The following is a 21,168-nucleotide window of genomic DNA, read 5'->3' on the forward strand; positions in this document are numbered from 1 at the left end:
ATGTCCCCCTAATTGAATTGTGTAAAATGTCCCTATCCTCTTTTAAATTCTCGATAAATCCTTGAAATCCTTCATGATCTTTTACGATTCCTTTTACCTAAACTCTCTTACTTTGGTTTTTAAATGGGGAAAAGTGGAATAGTATATAGCACAGCGCTACATCCACATTTTCAGAGGGGGATACACAATGAAATTATTATTGAATATTTTAGCTTTCGCTCTGGTGATTGTGATGAATACACTTGCCGTCACCTTGCCTTTGAATAATCAATCAACGGAACAAATCAGTAACAGGCTGGATATCATGATCACACCTGCCGGTTACGTCTTCTCAATCTGGAGCCTGATTTATCTACTACTCGCAATCTGGATCATCAGGCAATTTCCTAAAGACAGGCGGGATCTTCCCCTTTATCAGGAAACAAGCGGATTATTCGTCTTAAGCTGTTTGTTGAACTCCACTTGGATCCTTGTGTGGCACTATAACTATTTCCTACTATCGGTCTTTGTTATGCTCGGGCTTTTACTCACCCTGATCGCCCTTTATAAGAGGATAAGAAGCACAGGTCCGTCCCTCCTGGATTCAGCCCCGTTCTCCATTTATCTTGGCTGGATTTCGATTGCGACGATTGTGAACATCACGTATTATTTAACGGATATCGGTTGGAACGGTTTTGGCATTTCCGAGCTCGTGTGGGCATATCTTGGATTAGTCGTTGCCACCTTACTCGCCTTCTGGTTCCGGATCACACAGCATGATCTACTCTATCCATTAGTCTTTGTTTGGGCCTTCATCGGAATCGGAGTGAAGAACATGGCAGAGCACTCCACTTATTCTTATACTGCCTATGCCCTTGCTGTCATCATCCTGATCTTTGATCTCGTATACAAGCGCACCCGTAAATGATTGAATGATTCAAAGAGGCTGGGACAAAAGGGTTTCAGATAAAGAAAAATCCGAACGAGTGATTTGATAAAAATCTAACTCGTTCGGATTTTCAATTTTTATAATCCATGTATTTAGCAGGTTCTAGCTGTTGATTGGAGTGCAAGACGAAGACTCCTGCGGGAAAAGCGGAATAGGTGAGACCCCGCAGGAGCGACAGCGACGAGGAGGCTCGCCTTCCGCCCGAGGAAAGCGAAGTCTTGCACGGAAATCAACAGCGGTGTAACACGTAATCTCATTGTTCGTCTTTAGAATGTATCGATTTAGTTATGTCCCAGCCTCTTTATTCTTGCATAGAATGACCTCCTCTGACTGACATTAAGTGCAGGGGGTGTCATCATGAATCAGCCAAACAAAAAGGTAACGAAGTCTGGGACGGATATTGATGAAGTCAAGCGTCAGAACGCCCATTCTGGCCTCACGTACAATCAGGTGAAGCAGATGCTTGGAGAGCAGTATACGGGTAAAAAGTAAAAGAAAGCGCCGACTCAATCGGCGCTTTCTTTCTCTTTATCTTCTTTTGCTTTTGTTTCCCTCTGAACGGTCAGCCTTTCCTGGATCTTATTCATTTCTTTACACGGCTGGGTCAGGCTGACAATGACGTCTCCCTGTTCGATCTTCGGTGAAGTTCCTTCTGTAAAGAACTCGATTCTGCCCGTTGGTTTATGAGCAAACAACAATAGGGTATTTTCATTCCGTTCTTTCAGATACTCTTCAAAGGTATATTTCTCCGTAATATTCGTTTTTCTGAAAACGTCCCCACGCTCAACACGTTTATTCAGCTCTTCCCACGTCACATGATTTTGGAAGAGGATGCGTCCTCCGATCGTATGGACCATGTCCTCCAGATCATCATCATTCTTGCTTCTAAGGCTAAGCTGGAACAGATTATTCCTGCCGATTTCAGGTACGAATGTCGTACATACAAGAGCGTTGTAGGAATCAAGCTCCGTCGCGGCAATCATGTACTCATATGGAGTCATATCCAGATAATACTCGGTTTGTTCTGACAGGATTTCCCCTCTGTAAAATGGGATTCCGGCCTTCCTCACCGAAAATAACCGCTGCCAGGATGAATCCGTGATCAGGACTGGAATCTTCATGTCCCGAAGGGTTTTGGCAAATTCAGTACTGAACTTACTCCCCCCTACAATGACGACACCCGGCTGGTCACTGATGGCGAGGTCAAGTTTCTTGGCAAGCCATTTAATTGAAAAGCCATGTGCGCACACCGTGGAGAACACCAGGGCGAAGGTAAGGGACGTCAAGATTTTCGCATCCTCAAAGCCTTTGTCCAATAGTACAGAGGCAAAGTAACTCGAAACGGTTAAGGCGACGATCCCCCTCGGAGCGATCCATCCGACCAGGATTTTTTCCCTGACGGAGAGGTCCGTCCCTATCGTAGACAGCCAGATGGAAATCGGCCGTACAATGAAGAGCATAAGGAGGACGAATGCCACGATGTTCCAATTGAAGATCTGGAACAGGGTATCGACGGTTAAGGATGCTGTCAGCATGACGAATATGGTCGATATGAGCAGCACCGAGATGTTCTCTTTAAAGTGACGCATGTCGTCAATGGACGAAATATGCATATTCGCGAGCGTCATCCCCATGGCCGTTACGGCAAGAAGTCCTGTTTCATGGGTGATGTGATCTGAGACCGTGAAACAGGCAAGGACCAGGGCAAACACAACAGGTGATTTCAAGAACTCTGGAACATGTCCATTTTCAAAGATAAAGCCTGTGAATTTCCCAAGCGCCCAGCCGAAAACGACGGCAAACAGGGAAGCAGCGAAGAATAACAGTAATGATAATCCCGTTACATCGTCGCTGATCAAAAAGTTGATGATTTCGAAGGCAAATACGGCAATCAGCGCCCCGAATGGATCGACGACGATCCCTTCCCATTTAAGTATCGCTGCCGGCCTCGGTTTAAGCTTCGCCTGCCTTAAGAGGGGCAGGATGACCGTAGGACCCGTTACGATGAAAAGTCCGCCGATCACGAAGGCAACGGCCCAGGATAACCCGGCCACATAATGTGCTCCGAGTGAACCGAGGATCCATGCAAGCATGGCCCCGATCGTGACGATTCTGAAGACCGGTTTCCCAAGCCCCCTCACTTCACGGAAATCGAGGTTCAAGCTTCCTTCAAATAAGATGATGGCGACTGCCATCGATATAATGGGTTTAAATACTTCCCCGAAATCGTCCTTTGGGTTGATGAGACCGAAGATCGGTCCTACGAGCAGTCCGACAATCGACATGATGACGATGGCAGGCAGCCTGAATCTCCAGGCAACCCACTGAGAAGCAATTCCCAGTACTCCGACTAACATGATGTTGAATAAAATAGAATCGATCATAGCTTTCTCCTTTGAGGGTTTGAATCAGCCATTATAACTACAAATGGTATGTACGTGTTTTTCGATTACAATCAGGATAAAAGGTCCGTCCCTCATAATGCAAAACAAATGCCTTCGAGTAGCACATCTGTTTTGTATAGTTTACATTTTTATGGCTGATTTTAACCAAAGAGTCGTTTCCAGTCTTCGGCAGATGGTGACATAATGGAGCATGGTGATAAGGACGGCTCCGCCATTCATGCCGAGAATGACTCCCTCCATTCCAAAACGTGATCCCAGCAGATATATGAGTGTAAATGAAAAAATGCTCGACCATACGGTATGGAGAAGGGCATCCTTGACAAGACCCAATCCAATTAAAAATGCCTGAAGGGGGAACACAAGGAAATGGAACAGAAAGTATGGCCAGAGCAGCTTCAAGTAATAAGCTGAAGAAACCGAGTGAAAAAAGGTCCCAGTTATATAGTCCCCGAAGGAATAGTATATAAACACAGCCGGCACACCGTAGCCCAATGTAATCCACATCACCTGTTTAAGATGCATCAGGATCCCTTCAAAATCCTTCGTTGACACTTTTTCCGACACGGTCGGGATCAGTACGATCAGCATCGAAAAGGCAATGAACGAAGGAAAGAATCCGATGGTCAGGGCAATACCTGCAAGCATCCCGAAATGTTCATTCGCTTCCGCTGCCCCGAGACCTGAAAGAACCAATGCCCATTTTATCAGGAATGGCTGAATAGCATGGGTAAGGGCATGGAAGATGCGCAGAACGGTAGTGGGAATCGAAACGGACAGCACCGATTTTCTCATCTCCCCCGTTGATAATACAGAGTGGCTGTTCTTTCTTTTACCCTTAATTTCAAGAACGTAAGCATGAATCAAATAAACAAATACTACCGCTTCACTCGCGATCAATGTCCCGAGTGCAATGAAGATGGACGTATCAATGCCAAAGGATAAAAATTGATAGATCGACACTAATAAGAACAACTGGATACCTTTACGAAGAAAATTCGCTGTTGCGATCTTCCCCATCTGCTGGATTCCCATGAAATATCCCCTAGTAATGGATGTAAATGCCACAATGGGTATGCAAATCAGGATAAGCCAGCGGATTCCTGAATGATAGCCTTGAAATAACGGCGTCCAGGCATAGACCAATATCATGATCAACAAAAGGATGCTCGTCGTGATCACCGCAAACCTGAAAGCATAATGAAGCATGCCGCGATGATACCGCTCATCACGCTCGGCAAAGAATTTAGAAAGACTGATCGGCAGCTCCATGCTCGATAAAATCACGATCAAAAATACGGTAGGAAGAATCGACATGTATGTGCCAAGCCCGGCTTCACCAAGCTCACGGGCAAGAATCATATTAATCACAAATTCTAAACATTCCCCTATGAAAGCCGTCACCACCAACACCAATGTTCCCCTTAAAAACAGACTCATATTTTGTACCCTGCCTTTGTTATAGATGGTCTATTCTATGATGGTTGTCCCGGGAATATGTGATGGTGTGTTTTTGATGGAGTGTCAGTATTTACACAAATAAAAAAAGCAGCCCCAGAAGGACTGCTCTCCAACTATCGAATAATGAAAGTTGCAATGGAATGCAATGGAAGCGTCGTGCTGAAATGTTCATTACCACACGCTAAGGAAATCTCTTCATCATGGTCATTCGCGTTCATCACAACCACTACAATCTCCCCATCCGGGTTTTCAAAGGAGGTGCCCAATACCGCCTCACCAGAAATCTCACACCCGATGCGCCTTGCTCCCTCTTTGACATACTTACTGAAATGCCCGATATAGTAATAAGAGCTATTGTAGCGGACCTCGTCATTTACTGTGTCTACGATCACCGGGGCATCGCAGTAATTCCCGACATGGTTCGGTCCGCCTTCTTCGTTCAGAACCATATTCCAATCGATCCATGCTTCAAGGTAATTGTTCAGATCACCGATGATGTTTCGCCCGTAACGTTCACCAGTATCCCAGGCACCGGGTTTAACCCCGCCTTCAATGCACCCTTCTGTAAAGATCAAATGCTTATCGGGAAAATCATGATGAACCTTTGAAAGATTTTCAAACTCCTCGGAAACGTACCAGTGAACCCCTGTCCCCCATACATACTTAGCCGCTTCCGGATCAGATAGGACTGCCTTCGCACGCTCATAAATCATATCACGATTATGATCCCATATAATGACCTTCACATCTTGGTGACCATTTTTCTCGAGGGACGGACCTAGATGATGTTTAATGAAATCTCGTTCTTCTTCTCCCGAGTACAGGCACGAATCCCAAACCTGCTTCGCTTCCGGTTCATTTTGGATCGTCAATCCCCAAATTGGAATCCCCTCTTCTTCCATTGCCTCTATGTACTTTGAGTAATAGTCGGCCCAGACGGATTCAAACTGAGGTAACAGCTTCCCGCCGTTGTTCATTTCTCCGCTCGTCTTCATCCATGAAGGAGGGCTCCACGGGGAAGCAACGATGGACAATTCCCGTCCGGCCACTTCCATCGCTTCACGGATAAGGGGAATCACGAGTGTCTTCTCCCTTTCAATGGAGAAGCTTTCCAGCGAATCGTCTCCATCCTCCACATATGTATAGTTCTCTAAAGAGAAATCACAGCTATTGATATGTGTCCTCCCAAACCGATACCCCAGTCCTTCTTCCGGATCAAAATACATGGAGATGATTTCTTCACGTTTTTCAGGGCTGATGAGGGACAGACTGTGAGCCGCAGCTTCTGTGAACGCTCCACCGAACCCTAACATCTTCTGAAATTTCAGCTTTCGATCAAGCTTGATGTTCGTAGAGGCACGACCTTCAGAAAAAGAAACCGGTTCTTTTTCTGAGAACCGATCTCCCGTTTCTTTCGCTGTCAGGATCACCTTCATATTCATTGTGCAACTTCCTCAGATTGAAGGTTATGCTTCACTTTATGATCCCGGATGATTTCAGCGTAACGGAAAGCACTGTCTTTCCAGATTCGCTCCTGAGTATCGAAATCGATATAAAGGATGCCGAAACGCTTATCATACCCGAAGCTCCATTCAAAATTATCCATCAGTGACCATAAGTAGTATCCCTGAATGTTCATTCCTTCCTCATTCAGATCCGAAACAGCCTGAAGATGCAGATTCAAGTAATTTACGCGATCATGGTCATGCACTCGTCCGTTTTCCAGCACATCGTCATATGCCGCTCCATTTTCTGTGATGTAGATTGGCAGATCCGTATAATCTTGTCTCAGACGGCGGATGAGATCCTTGAACTCATTCGGAGCGATATCCCAGCCCATTCCTGTTTTCTCATAGTCGGAGAAAGCTCCCTTATGCATAAAGTCATTCGCGGCACTGAACTCGACAATTCCGCGGCTGTAATAATTGATGCCAAAGAAATCGCATTCCGTCGAAATCAATTCCATATCGCCTTCTTTGATGAAGTCATACGTATGAACATATTTCGAAAACAAGTTCATCATGTCTTTTGGGTATTCCCCTTTGAATACAGGATCCAGGAACCAGCGATTGGAGTATCCGTCCGCATTGTTGGCAGCAAGGGCATCGTTCACTGAATCGGTATTTGGATAGACAGGTGACAGGTTAAGCGTAATGCCGATATCCGTCCCGGATTTATATTCCTTTTTCAGCATTTCAACCGCTTTACCGTGTGACAACAGCATGTGGTGAACGGCTCTGACCGCTTCATCCATATTGGTATGACCCGGAGCATGCACCCCTTGATGATACCCGAGGAATCCTGCGCACCATGGCTCATTATGCGTAATCCATGAATCAACAACTGCATCAAGCTCAGTGAAGCATGCCTTTGCATATTCAAGGAACCACTCAACGGATTCACGATTGACCCATCCGCCTTCTTCATGGGCCCACATTGGAAGATCCCAGTGGTACAACGTTACAGCAGGCTTGATTCCTTCTTCTTGAAGTTTTGCCGCCAACTTTTTATAAAAGTCCATCCCTTCCTGGTTGTACTTACCTTTCTCAGGAAAAATGCGGGGCCAGGCAATGGAGAATCGGTATGTATCCACTCCAAGGCGCTTGATATGCTGAATATCTTCCTCGAACCGGTGATAGTGATCACAAGCGACATCCCCATTATGCTGTTTGTATACTTTCCCCGGGATGTCACAGAACATATCCCAGATGGAAGGCGTCCTTCCCCCTTCATTATGAGCTCCTTCTATTTGATACGATGATGTCGCGGTTCCAAAGGTAAATGCTTTATCAAATTTCATAGGTCATTCTCTCCTCTATTCTTTGATTGATCCTGCTGAAATGCTGTTTACGATATATTTAGACAGGAATAGGAAGGCAATCATGATTGGGACAACGGAAATGGCAATCCCTAAATACATTGATCCTAAATTCTGTGCCACTTGAGATCCTTTCAGGAATCCCATTAAGACCGGCAGTGTATATTTCTCCGGCGAGAACAGGATGACGAGTGGCATGATGTAGTTATTCCATGAGCCGATGAACGTAAAGATCGACATCGTCGCCACAGCAGGCATCATGATTGGAATGGCCACTGTGTGGAAGATCTTGAATTCACTCGCCCCATCGATACGGGCTGCTTCGATCAAACTTGGATGAAGCGTCGTCTGGATGTACTGTCTCAGGAAGAAGACGACAAATGGACTGGCAATGGCTGGTACAATCAGTGGAATGAAGGAATCAAGGATCCCCAGATTCTTACTCAGTTCGTAAAATCCGATAAGCCCCAATTGCCCTGGAACCATCATCATCACAAGCATGAAAACGAATAGAAAATTCTTCCCCCTGAATGTGTAAAATGCGAAGCCATAGGCAGTCAAAGCGGAAAAATATCCTGATAACAAAGTCGTGAGGACAGAGATGATCAGACTATTCTTGAACCCTGACCAGATGTTTACGTACTCCATCATCGTCGTATAGTTCTCCAATAAAGCAGTTCCTGGAATCAGGGTAAACCCCGACAATATCGCTTCGTTTGATCTTGTAGCGTTCACAAGCATCATCAGGAACGGAATGAAGCAGACAATCGCCATCAACACCAGCACGATATAGATGATGCTCTTCACAATGGTATTTCTTGTCTTTAGTTTCGACTCATGAGGCAGAAGTTCGGGCTTCGACTTCTCTATTTTCTGAGTCGTTACCTCTTTTTCAACGGCTGTTTTCCCCAACATGCTTTACACCTTCCTTGCTTGTTTGCGTTCATTTCCATACATCCCTTTGAAGACGATCGCGGAGAAGATCAAGGTAATGACGAACAATCCATATGCGACAGCTGACGCGTATCCATAATTGTTAAACTTGAATGCCTGATTGTACAGATACAGAACCATCGTATTCAATGATCCATCCGGAGAACCAATTCCGTCTGTCAGTAGCATCGGCAGATCAAATAATTGAAGGCCTCCAATTAGGGACGTGATCATGATATATAGCAAGATCGGTTTCAATAAAGGAACCGTGATTTTCGTAAAGGTCTGCCATCTGTTTGCCCCATCGATCAATGCAGCCTCATAGTAGTCCTTCGAAATTCCGGAGACACCTGCCATGACAACTATGAACGAATGGCCGAACCACATCCATGTAAGGATCAGGGATACGGAAAGTTGTGCAGTCGTTGGCTCGTTCAGCCAATTAATCGGTTCTGATATAAGACCTATATTTAATAGAATCATATTTAATGATCCATGCTGCCAGTCCAGTAGGATCCCAAATAGAAGGGCGACGGAACTAATGGTGATTAAATTAGGTAAATAAAAGATCGATCTGAAAAATGCCAAACCTTTCAACTTCATTCTCATATCAGAGAAGATTAATGCGAGTACAAGGGCCAGACCGATTTGCAGGGCGAAATTGACACCCCATATTTTCCAAGTGTTAAAAAATGCTTCCACGAAATAGCTGTCCGTGAGTAAACGGGTATAGTTTGCCAGGCCGACGACTTCTGCTGTTCCGCTTCCAGAATAATTCGTAAAGCTGTAATAGAATGTCAACGCCACGGGATAAATACTGAATATTAAAAAGATGATCCAAAATGGGGCAATAAATAGATAACCAAATCGATCTACTTTTTTCATTCCCCAGCCCCCCTAGTTGTTTAATAGATGATCGGCAGGCGACATGAAGCCACGCCGCCTGCCATTCATTTTTTACTTATTTAGTTTTTTGGTACTTTTATATCTGGATATGCGTTTTGAACTTTCTTATAGAATTCTTTAATCGCATCGTCTTTGGATTTCTTACCGTCTACGTACTGTTGAACGGCATTTCCATAGAACGTATCAAGCTGCTGGTCATATTTCGTTACGATACCAGGCTCGATTTCTTTCGCCTGCTCAAGGAAGAATTGATAATTGTTTTGACCGCCGAGGAATTCATCACTGAAATCATCTTTGATTTCATTCGTTACAGGCAGGTAAGAAAGCACATCGCCTGTTTCCTTCGCCCAATCTGTCAGGAATTCATCATCTTGAGTCATCATTTTCACAAATTTATAAGCAAGTTCTTTGTTTTCTGATTTGTTGTAAACACCTAACCATGTTCCACCCCAGAAGTACGGGCTTGGTCCACTTGTCACTGCCCAGTCACCTGCAGTTTCCTTTACATTCGTTTTCAGAACGCTGTGAAGCCCCCAAGTAGGAAGAACATAAGAGAATACTTGTGTTTCTTTTTCTTTTCCGTTTTCTTTCATTTTGATCGGCTTATCCATCGCTTCGAACCATGATGGAGACCACTCAGCTGCAAGAGCTGTATAATTGTTTTCACGAAGTTTCTTCGCAGAATCCATATACTCAATCTTTTCATCTGTCAGTTGTAATTCATTCTTGTCATTCACCCACGGTTGTGGATTATCTCCTTGTGAGAACCAGCGGATCGAACCCTCATCCGGGAACATGCTGTATCCTTTTTCCTTCATCTTTTCAGCTACTTTGAATACATTGTCCATGGAGTTCATCATGTTTCCGACTTCTGTTGGATCATCTGTACCAAGCACTTCTTTCGCGATGCTTCTCTTGTAGTAGATTCCACCTGGTGTCGTCTGCCAAGATAAAGCCCTTACATTTCCGTCCTTATCTTTACCTAGGTCGAATACATATGGAACATATTTATCTTTGATTTCATCAACATTGTACGGATCTTCTGATAAGTTTTCCCAGTAACCTGCGTCCACCCATTGTTTAAGGAACGCGATTTCACCCGTGAATACGTCCGGTGCCCCTACGCCGCTTTCAAGTACCGGCTTTAACTTCGTCGGATAATCGGCAATCGGAACAATCGTCAATTCAACTTTCACACCGTTTTTCTCTTCAAACTTCGTGATCGGTTTCTTCAGCTCATCCGTGAATGACCACACCTTTAAATCTACGTCTTTATCTTTTGAGCTTGAAGTCTTGGAATCTCCCGAACAAGCGGAAAGGATCCCTGCTACCAGTACAAATGTCATGAATAATACTAGTACTTTTTTCATCTTAATCCCCCTTTTTCATTTATAAATACAGAACCGAAAGCGGTTTCGTTTTACTTTAATTAAAAATTTCGAAACCGGTTTCGAAATCCTTCAAAAAATATAAGATTATTTCTTTTTTTCTTTTTTTACTGATGTACAAGATTCTCTGATGATGAGTTCCACAGGAATGACTTCTGTCGTCAACAGCTTCTTCTTTTGAATAATTTGTTTCATGAGTAATTGTCCGGCACGTGCACCGATTAGGTCCGTATCCTGTCTGACGGTGGTCAGCTTTGGTGTGAGGTAGGAAGACATTTCAATGTCATCATACCCGATGATAGAGATATCTTCAGGTATTCTTAATCCCTTCTCTTTGATGGCTTCCATGGCACCGATGGCCATATGGTCACCTGCCACAAAGACAGCTGTAGGCATCATGTCCAGTGCAAGGAGCGATTCCATCGCAGCTTTCCCTTCTTCAATCGAGAACATCCCGCCATTGACTAAATATCCTTGATGAATTGGTAGATTGAGCTCCTCCATACCCTTCGTAAATCCTTTGATCCGCTGTGCTCCAGCATCGATGGACGGATCACCTGAAATATGAGCGATTCTGGTATGGCCCAATGAATATAGATGATTAACAGCCAACCTTCCACCCTCAACATTATCGGAATAGACCACGCTGCAGTTCTGATTGCTCATATCGATCACGACAATCGGCACATGACTGTTGATCATATCCTGTACCTGGGGATCATTCGGATCTGAGCATATGACGACGATGCCATCCACTGCCCGGTAAAGGAAATGCTCGAGATAACTCGTATCCCGATTCCGGAGGTTTCGTGATGCAAAGATCAGATCATACCCTTCCCGTTCCACATACTTTCGGAAACTCTCAATCAGGGCACTGAAGAAAGGATGCTTCAATCCGACCTCGTTATCCTCTGCAAACATGACTCCAATCGTCCAGGATTTCTTGGTCGAAAGGGACTGGGCATGGGCATTGGGTAGATATCCCATTTCAGCCGCTGCATCGAGGATTTTTTGCTTCGTTTTTTGACTCACATCTGTATAATTGTTTAGAGCCTTAGAAACTGTCGTACTGGAGAACCCAGTGCGTTTTGCTAAGTCATAGATTGTAACCATTGCTGTCTCCTCTTCATCGAAAGCGCTTTCGTTAATTGTTATTATAGTTCAGACTTTTCATGGAATCAATACTAATTTTTAGAAAACTTTTAAAAATCGGGTGGTTCTTTTTGGAAGTACCCGTGAAAGACTGCCTTATGGGACTCTTGCTGGTGATTGTGCCGCTTGTGGAGTGGAAACCAGCGGAAATTCGTTGGATTCCGGCGGTTCTTGCTAAAAAACCAGCCGGTCTCAAAAGGAATTCGGTCGATATCGTACCGAATCCAGCCGGAATATGAAAAAATCCAGCCAATAGACAAATAATGAAAAATCATTCCTCCGCACACCCATAAAAAAAAGCAGTCCACAAGAGGACTGCTTTTCTTTTCATCTATTCTTTCACTACTTTACGTTTCCGTCCACCGATCTTCCCTTTGATTTTCATCAGGATTTCGTAAACGATCGGCACGATGACAAGCGTTAAGAGTGTCGAGCTAGTCAATCCGCCAATAACGGTTACCCCGAGCCCTTTCGAGATCAACCCGCTTCCTTCAAGACCGAGTGCCAATGGGAACAGTGCTCCGATTGTGGCAATGGCCGTCATGAGGATCGGGCGAAGTCGGGTGGATCCGGCTTCCAGCAAGGCTTCCCTAGTGGATAGACCTTCGTTTTCTTTATGAATGACACGATCGACTAAAACGATCGCATTGGTGACCACGATACCAATCAGCATAAGTGCTCCGATCATAGACGAAATACTGATCGTTTCTCCTGCAATCAATAACGCTACCAATGCTCCGATGATCGTGAATGGCAGTGAGAACAGGATGGCAAATGGTGCTAGACCACCGCCGAATGTGATGACAAGGATCAAGTAGACAATCGCGATCGCTGCAAGCATCGCTAATCCTAATTGTGTAAAGGATTCCTTGATGTCTTCCGTTACCCCGCCCATGTTCACGTCGATACCGGATGGGATATCCATTTCATCGATTTCTTTCTGAATATCCTGGGATGCTTTCGAAACATCGTCGGTTTTCAGTTCCCCACTCACTTGAGCAAAGACTTTTCCGTCCCGACGTGAAACGGTATCGGATGTTTCACCTTCCTGGACTTCAACAACGTCTTTAATTGGAACCTCCACACCCAGTGGTGACTGGATGGTCTTATCTGTTAAGTCGTTGATGCTTTCATACTTTTCCTTCTCGACATCAAGATAGACATTCACTTCTTCACCATCTTTTTCAATGGTCGTGAGGACAGGGCGCTGACGTGTCTGACCAAGCTCCATGGCGATTTGACCTGCTGAGAGACCCAGTTCGCTCAGCTTTTCCTGATCGGCGATGAACGAGTACTCATCATAGGATTCAGAGATGCTTGATCCGACTTTTTTGAAATCCTTCTTGTCTTCCATCATGTCTTGAATATCGTTGACAACAGGTTCGATGTCTTTCAAGGTTTCCCCGTACACGAACACAACAATCTCATTGCTACCGGCACTTGCAGAGAAGTCCTGTGAAGCCCATTCACCTTTATCTGTTGCTTGTTGCAGGTCTTTGATGACCTTTTCTTTTTCTTCAGAGAAATTCTCTGTATCGTCACTATATTGAACGTAGAAAATCGCATTATTGTTGCTTCCCGGACTCATCGGGTTCTCCCCGCCGACAGAGTACTGAATGGTTTCAGCCCCTTTACGGTCCTGGAAATACCCCTCTGCATCCTGCGCGATTTTCTGGACATCTTCTTCCGTTTGGCCAGGTTCTGGTTTATACGTCGCCATGATCATCTTCTCTTCATCGGACGGGAGGAAGCTGACACCGATCAACGGAACCAGGAACAAGCTTCCGACCAACATGGCGATGGCAAGCACTGAAGTAATGATCTTATGATTCAGCGTCCAATTCAATACGCCTTTATACCAGTTGGCTAAACGGCTTTTCTTCTCTACATGCTTTTTCCCTACACCCTTTTTAAACATGGAGTGGGCAAGCATCGGTACGATCGTAACCGCTACAAGAAGGGAAGCAAGTAGAGCAAACACAATCGTTAAGGCGAAGGGAAGGAATAATTCCCCGATCATTCCTTGAACCAATCCTAACGGAAGGAAGACGGCTATCGTGACAATTGTAGAAGACGCGATCGGAACGAACATTTCTTTCGTTGCTTCACGGATCAGGTCCTTCCCTTTCAGCATTTCACCTTTCAGAGACATTCTTCGATAGATATTCTCCACTACAACAATAGAGTCATCAATGACACGTCCTATGGCGACAGTCATTGCCCCAAGTGTCATGATATTCAATGTAATGTCCATTTGTTTCAAAAGTAAAATCGCGATTAATAATGACAATGGAATCGATACAACTGAAATGAGCGTCGATTTGATATCCCGTAAGAACAAGAGAATAATGATGACTGCGAACACAGCACCGAATAATGCTTTGTTCAGCATCGTGCTGACTGATTCTTCAATCGGCTCCCCCTGGTCAAAGGTAGAAATGATTTCTACACCATCAATGTCTTTTTCAAACGTTTTGATCTTATCTTTGACGGCATTGACAACATCCACCGTATTGGCGTCTGCCGTTTTCACCACCTGAAGTCCGATGGATTCTTTTCCATTCGTTCTGGAAATGGATTCTGCTTTACCAACCAGTTCAATATCAGCAATATCTGAAAGTTGAATCGTTGGGATCTTCATGCCTGAAGATGCTGCTCCAGCAGGAGGTGCTTGTGGCGTTTGTCCCTGTGCAGAAGACTGTTGCTGCCCTTGTGCCGAGGCTCCACCAGTGCTTGGAGTCACAGGAATCTTCATTTCTTTCAAATCTTCAATCGTCGTGATGTTTCCGTCGACCACGACGGATTTCTGGCTATCTTTGAACGTGTACAACCCCAATGGTGCCGTCACGTCAGAGCCTTTGATCATGTTTTGAACCGTTTCTTCTGTAAGTCCGTACTTAGCAAGCTTTTCTTCGTCAAAAACAAGACGAGCTTCTTGCACCTGTTGACCTGAAGCCTGTACAGAAGCTACCCCTTCCACTCCCTCGAGTTCCGGAACGATTGTATCTTCTACTGTAGACGTCAATTGTGCCAACGATTGGTCTTCATTCGCTACACTGAGAGCGATGACCGGAAAGGCGTTAAAGTTAAGTCTTGAAACTTCAGGCTCATTGACTCCATCCGGAAAAGGAAGATCGGAAAGAGCCTCTTCCACTTCGGTCTTGGCTTCATCCATATCCTTTGAAAACTTGTATTCTATCTGAACGGCTGAAGCATTCTGATATGAGGTAGAGCTGACGACATTCACCCCATCTAAATTCTTCAAGCGTTTTTCAATCGGTTCTGAAACCTTGTCTGCAACATCTTCCGGCGTAGCGCCAGGATACACGGTTGTCACACTGACAATCGGCGTATTGATGTTCGGCAGGGTTTCAAGCTTCATATTAAATCCTGAATATAAGCCTGCAACAATGACGATGATCGTCATCAGCCAAACAGCAAACTTATTCTTAAGTACGAAATTAATAATACTATTCACGTTGTATTCATCCCTTCTCTCTTATTCTGACCGACTAGTCATAACACAATCTAATATAACTGACCACACAGTCATAAGTCAATATACTTATAAAACAAAAGGTTTATTTTTTGTGACCAATCGGTCATAATATACATAAGGAGTTTATCAAGGAGAGGAAAGTATGAAGGAAAAAGAAAAATTAATCATTGAAACATCCATTAAGCTTTTTGCCACGAAAGGGTTCAACGCTACCTCCGTTCAAGAAATCGTGAATGAATGCGATATATCGAAGGGTGCCTTCTATTTATATTTCAAGTCAAAGGAAGCCCTTCTGCTCGCCATTATGAATTACTATTTCACCATGATCACGGACAAAGTAAACGAGATCGAGAACGAGGATTTATCACCATACGATAAATTCCAAAAGCAATTAGAATGTCAGCTGATTGAAATCTGTAAACATAAAGAGTTCATTATCATGCAGATCAGGGAGAACGCCATGCCGTTCAATGATGAAATTCATGATCTCCTCAGCGAGATGAAGATGAACACTCACCGGTATTACCGAAGAAGATTATTCGGGATCTATGGAAAAAAGATCGAGCCCTATTTTTGGGACATTACCATGATGATTCAAGGTTTTTTCCATTCTTATTTAGAACTGGTCATGCTGGATAAAATCGATCTGGACTTTTCATACCTATCCCATTTTATATTGAGACGAACAGATGACCTTGTGGATGGTTTGCTTAAAAGCGGAGATAAGCCGGTACTTTCCTTTGAAAAACTGGATGACTTGGTTAAGGATTTCACCACTTCCACCAGAATCAATGAGTCGACACTCATTCACATGATTCAGGATGCTCTGGAGTTGGCTGAGGACGAGAATACCCGGATTTCCCTGGAAGTCATTAGAGAAGAAATACAAAAAGACGAAACCCGTCCCGTCGTCATCAAAGGAATGCTTGTGAATCTGGCTGAAGATCCTTCTATGAAGCACCTTATGAATGCTTTGAGACATTTTTATCAAATTCAATGATGAGGCCAGGTCGTAACGAATTGAGCTATACATGATTGATGTTTTTGCAACATTCAACAGAAAAACCCGAACGATTTCCAATGATCGTTCGGGTTATTCTTTAGCTGATACCCCTTTTGTCCCAGCTTCTTTTCTATTCTATAAGCTACATTCTTCTAAGAGATCAAGCCAACTCTTTCTTCCGCAATGCTTCGATTCCGTCTTTACACACTCCATACTCCAGCCAGGAGCAGCCTTCACATAGATGGTCAAGATCTTCGGGTTTGACCTTTTGGGCCGTTGTATTGATTAATTCTGATTTCATATAAACCTCACCGGGTTTCAATCCTAAGTGATGGATCACCCTGCTGTCTAATGTAAGAACATGATTATTGGAGTCCTCACTTTTTTCACATGCTGATTTCCCTTTATGGGGGCAGGCGCCGCAGGCATCATCGAAGGTTTGAACGACCTGGATGGGAAAGTCCATGTCGTCGTTGCGTATGTCTTCTACTATCTCAGCCATCTTATGAACAAATTCAGGACTGTACCCCATGCCTTTAAATCCGTGAGTACACAGAAGATGATGTCCTCTCAGTATTCTCTTCATGGTCTCCCTCCCTTTTCACAGCTGCTGGATTTGATCTGATTCATGAATGGTTACTTTCTCCCCGGTTGAACTTATTGCTGTACGGTACATCCCATACGCCACCTGTTTGCCCGAGATGCTTCTGTAACGTTTCAACCTGCCAACCATGATCGGACGGACCATCCTTGAGAAAATTTCACCCGCTTTTTCCCCAAGACGGAACTCCTGTCTCTCCCCCAATAAAAGGGAGGGTCTGAAAATGTGAAGGGATGGATAATGAAGCTCCATTAATCCTTCCTCCAGGTTTCCTTTCACCTGACTATAAAAGAATGGAGAACCCGGACTTGCCCCCATGGAAGATATGACAAGGTATTTCGTCGCCCCATGTTCTTTCCCAATCTTTCCAAGTTGGATGGGATATTCATAGTCTACCTTCATAAATACTTCTTTTGTCTTCGCTTTTTTAATCGTAGTACCAAGACAACAGAATACATCATTGACTTCTTCGTGAGGCAGAAGCTTCATCCCATCAAACGAAATGACCCGTTCATCAAGTTTCTCATGTTCCAAACCGCTAGCCCTTCTAACGAAAGAAATCACTTTTGTATACTCCGGACTCTTTAACAGGATATCTGTTAAGTGCGAACCGACCAGACCGGTCGCCCCTGCAACCAAGGCTACTTTCGACATCATTCATGCCTCCTCTCTTATTCTAACAATTCCTTCCAGCTTCCGTAATGATGGACAGCGATTCCTTTGTAAGATGAATTGGTTTCATACTCCGCGTCAACCACCGCAAGCTCATCAAACATGAAAGCCGCCCCTTCTTCGTGAAAAGTCAGGAAATTCCCCTCTGCAGATGGAGCGGTCTCCACTCCAACTTTCACTTTTTTCCCTGCAGACTGGGCGAAAGCCATTTCATTTCTGACAAGCTCTATGATCCCATTCCCTCCAATGGCTAGATCACGATATGCCATGATACCAACTTCTTCCGTTTGTCCGATCACCCACTGAGCAAGGTTCCCTTTCCCAAATTCATTATTGTATGTTTTTTCATCAAACCAAAATGGAATATCCATCCCTAATGGCAGTTGAAGCGAATTGGAGCGATCCACTGCTATATTGACCATTTTTTGATAGTTCAACACCGTCTTCCCATAGGCGGTTGTCCATCCAGTTAAAAGGTAAGGCTCAACATCCAGATGAACTCCGGTGAATCGTTGAGTCTCACTTGCTTCAAGCTGGTATGCAGAGAGCCAATCAAAAAAGGCACTAAGGGAGGTTTGTCCTTTTACGGTCGCCCATTTTGGTGCCCCGTCCAATGCGTATACATGTATATTTTCACCATTCGCCATTTCGATAAATTGGTGATAGTATTCCTTTTCCACTGCTGGATTCACTTGCAAATAAACTTCATCTACATGATGGGATTTAAAGAAGTCAATGATTTCTTCTTTTTGTGTGATAATCTCCATTGTATTCCAAAGCCACGTACTTTTCCCTCTCATGTCTGCACCAGCTGCCTTTTCAGTTGATGGATTAGAAATCATACTCATCATGATCAAACAAATACAAACCCATTTCCAACATCTTCTCATCTTTCATTCTCCTCTTCCCTGAGCCTTGGCCCTTTTGAGGAGCCTGGCAGCCTGGCGACCATTCGAAATCGGGTAGGCCCATAGCTTTGCGTCCTTGTTTTTCAACAAGTTTGCCTTTTTCAGTTTTGTTTTATTCTTACTCTTTAGTATAGTTCTTTTTTTACCGTTGAAAAGATGTAATTTTCCAAATTTTAACCGTGACAAAAATTGTCTTTTATGAATTCTTTTCGTTCCCTTTACAACTCTTTTCCCCCTGTGAGATAGTAGGACCTTGTGTTTTTCAATGAATATTAAAGGAGCATTTATTCTATATGTCTAATAAGCATCACAAATCCAAGATTGATTGGTCTGTATTTGCCATCAGTGGTGGATTACTTATTCTTTTCGTTGTCGCGGCTTTCGTTCGTCTCGATCGTGTTACTGCCTTTGTAAACAAAGGCTTCGCCTGGTCTTCGACATACTTCGGGGCCTTCTGGCAAGTGTTAATGCTGGTACACTTCATCGTAGCTCTGTATCTGGCATTCTCTAAGTATGGAGGCGTCCGGTTAGGGTATATGGAAAAACCGGAGATCGGAACATTTAAATGGTTATCGATCATCATGGCTACCCTGCTTGCCGGGGGAGGCGTGTTCTGGGCTGCCGCAGAGCCTATGTACCACTTTATGACGGTTCCACCGATGCACGAGGGAGTCGATCCCATGACCGCCGGGGCTATCATGCCGGCGTTGTCCCAAAGCTTTATGCACTGGGGTTTTCTTGCCTGGGCCATCCTGGGTACATTGAGTGCCGTCGTCATGATGTATGGCCATTATCACAGGGGGATGCCGATGAAACCCCGCACCCTTCTGTATCCCATTTTTGGGGAAAAGCTTAAAAACAGTTTCCTCGGGACCCTTATCGATGCTTTTGCCATCATTGCGGTCGCCGCAGGTACAATCGGACCGATCGGATTCCTTGGTTTACAGGCAAGTTACGGTCTGTCTGCCCTTTTCGGAATCCCTGATCAATTCTCAACCCAGCTTGCGATCATTGTCTGTTTAGTGATCGTGTCGACCATTTCAGCTGCAACCGGACTGCATAAAGGGATCCAAATCCTGAGTAATTTCAATGTACGATTAGCCTTTGGATTGGTTCTATTTGTTTTATTATTCGGTCCCGGAGGATTCATTGTTGATTCATTCATCTCTTCTTTCGGATTTTATGTGGATCACTTTATCCAGGTCAGCACATTCCGGTCAGATAAGAGCTGGTTGGGAAGTTGGACTGTGTTTTTCTGGGGATGGTTCATTGGGTATGGGCCAATGATGGCGATACTTGTCAGCCGTATTTCGCGAGGCAGGACAATACGCCAGATTATACTGGCCATTGCGATCATCGCTCCCATTGTCACTACCTTCTGGTTTACGGTTGTCGGTGGTTCAGGTATCTTTTATGAACTGCAGAATCCAGGAAGTGTATCACAGGAATTAACGAGTGGCGGAATGCCTGCAGCAATGATTGCCATTACCAATCAACTGCCACTTTCCGGGATTATTTCACCCTTATTTTTATTATTGACGATTCTTTTCGTTGTCACGACAGGAGACTCCATGTCTTATACGATTGCCATGGCGGTTTCGGGTGAGGGAGACCCTAAAGTGTCCTTACGAGTGTTCTGGTCCATCCTGATGGGTTCCATCGCAGCGATTCTTCTATATATAGGAGACGGAAGTGTCACTGCGTTGCAGAACTTCATCGTCGTCACGGCCGTTCCCGTCTCCCTTCTTTTACTTCCCATGCTCTGGGTGGCACCGAAAGTGTCAAAGGAATTACGCGATGAACAATCCCACACTAAATAAAGTTAAAGAAGCGTCCATCGATGTAGATGGGCGCTTCTTTATGTCATCCTTTTATAACTCTTCATCTTCAAAGAACTGCTGTAATTTCTCCTCTTGTTCAGGACTCGCTTTCTCTGACGCATAAGGATTATCTTTTACACCTTGTGTATCCATATTTGTTTTGATGGCGAAAAACGGTCCTTTCGGTTCTTCTGCAATGATCCGGTCATTCAGCTCTTTAAAGTCCGGCATTTCTTTGTTTCCTTTATCCATTCTGTCCCTCTCCTTCCGGGCTGATTTCCGTATTTTTATAGGCGATTAAGACGATGTCGTCCGCTGTTAGCCGGCGGAGTTCACTTTCCATGCTCTTTACCTTATCCAACATATCGTCTGACAGATTCGCTACAGAATAATCGCTCATATAATTCCTCTCCTATCCATTCTCATTTGCTTGTCCGATTACTTTTTCAGCGATGACCCCGTTCCCTTCCTCAATGGCATGGTGCTCCTCCACTGATTCTCCAGGGACATACACCCCGCTCGGGTTACGGAGTCGGTCATTCATTGTAAATTCCGCCTTTAACGGGACGTCCATTCTCTTCTCATCTGAATTCCCATCACTTCTCATGTGTACCACCTCCATTCCTTAGTATGGCTGGTGTCAGAAGAATCATCCCACGCATAAAAAAGCGTTTGGG

Annotated in this window: 19 protein-coding genes and 1 riboswitch; of the genes, 4 read left to right on the forward strand and 15 right to left on the reverse strand. The window is 44.4% G+C overall.

Annotated features, from left to right (window positions below; genetic code table 11):
- Window positions 1-187 precede the first annotated feature (187 nt).
- Together SLH55_RS04960 and SLH55_RS04965 are read left to right on the forward strand one after the other, a co-directional pair.
- Window positions 188-907, forward strand: a complete 720-nt coding sequence (locus SLH55_RS04960) for a TspO/MBR family protein (protein WP_219167800.1) — start codon at window positions 188-190, stop codon at window positions 905-907.
- 378 nt (window positions 908-1,285) lie between these two features.
- Window positions 1,286-1,420 carry a hypothetical protein gene (locus tag SLH55_RS04965; RefSeq protein WP_264185873.1) on the forward strand — a complete coding sequence of 45 codons (135 nt, stop codon included), beginning with the start codon at window positions 1,286-1,288 and terminating at the stop codon, window positions 1,418-1,420.
- A 14-nt stretch (window positions 1,421-1,434) separates the two neighbouring features.
- Here the strand turns inward: SLH55_RS04965 and SLH55_RS04970 are convergent, their stop codons facing one another.
- The 9 genes from SLH55_RS04970 to SLH55_RS05010 all read right to left on the reverse strand — a co-directional run bounded on the left by SLH55_RS04970 (window position 1,435) and on the right by SLH55_RS05010 (window position 15,466).
- A complete protein-coding gene (locus SLH55_RS04970) occupies window positions 1,435-3,312 on the reverse strand; it encodes a sodium:proton antiporter (protein ID WP_320322843.1) in 1,878 nt (625 codons plus the stop codon).
- Window positions 3,313-3,453: 141 nt separating this feature from the next.
- A complete protein-coding gene (locus SLH55_RS04975; protein WP_219167889.1) occupies window positions 3,454-4,770 on the reverse strand; it encodes an oligosaccharide flippase family protein in 1,317 nt (438 codons plus the stop codon).
- A 134-nt stretch (window positions 4,771-4,904) separates the two neighbouring features.
- Window positions 4,905-6,233 carry a glycoside hydrolase family 30 protein gene (locus tag SLH55_RS04980; protein WP_320322844.1) on the reverse strand — a complete coding sequence of 443 codons (1,329 nt, stop codon included), beginning with the start codon at window positions 6,231-6,233 and terminating at the stop codon, window positions 4,905-4,907.
- Window positions 6,230-7,591, reverse strand: coding sequence for a GH1 family beta-glucosidase (locus SLH55_RS04985; protein WP_320322845.1), 1,362 nt, complete (start codon window positions 7,589-7,591; stop codon window positions 6,230-6,232). Before SLH55_RS04985 ends, SLH55_RS04980 begins: the two co-directional genes overlap by 4 nt.
- Before the next feature lie 15 nt (window positions 7,592-7,606).
- Window positions 7,607-8,383: a carbohydrate ABC transporter permease gene (locus SLH55_RS04990; RefSeq protein ID WP_320322876.1), complete on the reverse strand. Its 777-nt coding sequence runs from the start codon at window positions 8,381-8,383 to the stop codon at window positions 7,607-7,609.
- Window positions 8,384-8,527: 144 nt separating this feature from the next.
- Complete coding sequence (locus SLH55_RS04995; RefSeq protein ID WP_219167896.1) at window positions 8,528-9,427, reverse strand: carbohydrate ABC transporter permease; 900 nt, start codon at window positions 9,425-9,427, stop codon at window positions 8,528-8,530.
- A gap of 80 nt (window positions 9,428-9,507) precedes the next feature.
- Window positions 9,508-10,818: an ABC transporter substrate-binding protein gene (locus SLH55_RS05000; protein WP_219167898.1), complete on the reverse strand. Its 1,311-nt coding sequence runs from the start codon at window positions 10,816-10,818 to the stop codon at window positions 9,508-9,510.
- 105 nt (window positions 10,819-10,923) lie between these two features.
- On the reverse strand, window positions 10,924-11,949 hold the full coding sequence (locus tag SLH55_RS05005) for a LacI family DNA-binding transcriptional regulator (protein ID WP_320322846.1): 1,026 nt from the start codon (window positions 11,947-11,949) through the stop codon (window positions 10,924-10,926).
- Window positions 11,950-12,319: 370 nt separating this feature from the next.
- Window positions 12,320-15,466 (reverse strand): efflux RND transporter permease subunit, encoded by a 3,147-nt coding sequence (locus SLH55_RS05010; RefSeq protein WP_320322847.1) that lies wholly within the window; start codon window positions 15,464-15,466, stop codon window positions 12,320-12,322.
- Window positions 15,467-15,629: 163 nt separating this feature from the next.
- On the opposite strand from SLH55_RS05010, the gene SLH55_RS05015 reads away from it, so the two are divergent.
- Complete coding sequence (locus tag SLH55_RS05015) at window positions 15,630-16,487, forward strand: helix-turn-helix domain-containing protein (RefSeq protein ID WP_320322848.1); 858 nt, start codon at window positions 15,630-15,632, stop codon at window positions 16,485-16,487.
- Window positions 16,488-16,650: 163 nt separating this feature from the next.
- Here SLH55_RS05015 and SLH55_RS05020 read toward each other — a convergent pair whose 3' ends face one another.
- The 3 genes from SLH55_RS05020 to SLH55_RS05030 are packed head-to-tail and all read right to left on the reverse strand — an operon-like array spanning window position 16,651 to window position 18,653.
- Entirely contained in the window at window positions 16,651-17,076 is a 426-nt protein-coding gene (locus SLH55_RS05020) for a DUF1284 domain-containing protein (RefSeq protein WP_219167907.1), read from the reverse strand.
- Window positions 17,077-17,091: 15 nt separating this feature from the next.
- Window positions 17,092-17,745 (reverse strand): oxidoreductase, encoded by a 654-nt coding sequence (locus SLH55_RS05025; RefSeq protein ID WP_320322849.1) that lies wholly within the window; start codon window positions 17,743-17,745, stop codon window positions 17,092-17,094.
- A 17-nt stretch (window positions 17,746-17,762) separates the two neighbouring features.
- Complete coding sequence (locus SLH55_RS05030; RefSeq protein ID WP_320322850.1) at window positions 17,763-18,653, reverse strand: amidase; 891 nt, start codon at window positions 18,651-18,653, stop codon at window positions 17,763-17,765.
- Window positions 18,654-18,695: 42 nt separating this feature from the next.
- Window positions 18,696-18,778, reverse strand: a riboswitch (cyclic di-GMP riboswitch).
- 186 nt (window positions 18,779-18,964) lie between these two features.
- On the opposite strand from SLH55_RS05030, the gene SLH55_RS05035 reads away from it, so the two are divergent.
- Window positions 18,965-20,491 (forward strand): BCCT family transporter, encoded by a 1,527-nt coding sequence (locus SLH55_RS05035; RefSeq protein ID WP_320322851.1) that lies wholly within the window; start codon window positions 18,965-18,967, stop codon window positions 20,489-20,491.
- 51 nt (window positions 20,492-20,542) lie between these two features.
- Here SLH55_RS05035 and SLH55_RS05040 read toward each other — a convergent pair whose 3' ends face one another.
- The 3 genes from SLH55_RS05040 to SLH55_RS05050 are packed head-to-tail and all read right to left on the reverse strand — an operon-like array spanning window position 20,543 to window position 21,098.
- Window positions 20,543-20,743 (reverse strand): hypothetical protein, encoded by a 201-nt coding sequence (locus SLH55_RS05040; protein ID WP_219167912.1) that lies wholly within the window; start codon window positions 20,741-20,743, stop codon window positions 20,543-20,545.
- Window positions 20,736-20,891 (reverse strand): hypothetical protein, encoded by a 156-nt coding sequence (locus SLH55_RS05045; RefSeq protein WP_320322852.1) that lies wholly within the window; start codon window positions 20,889-20,891, stop codon window positions 20,736-20,738. Before SLH55_RS05045 ends, SLH55_RS05040 begins: the two co-directional genes overlap by 8 nt.
- 12 nt (window positions 20,892-20,903) lie before the next feature.
- Window positions 20,904-21,098: a hypothetical protein gene (locus SLH55_RS05050; protein ID WP_219168077.1), complete on the reverse strand. Its 195-nt coding sequence runs from the start codon at window positions 21,096-21,098 to the stop codon at window positions 20,904-20,906.
- Window positions 21,099-21,168 lie beyond the last annotated feature (70 nt).

Source organism: Rossellomorea sp. YZS02, assembly GCF_033963925.1.
Classification (GTDB): domain Bacteria; phylum Bacillota; class Bacilli; order Bacillales; family Bacillaceae_B; genus Rossellomorea.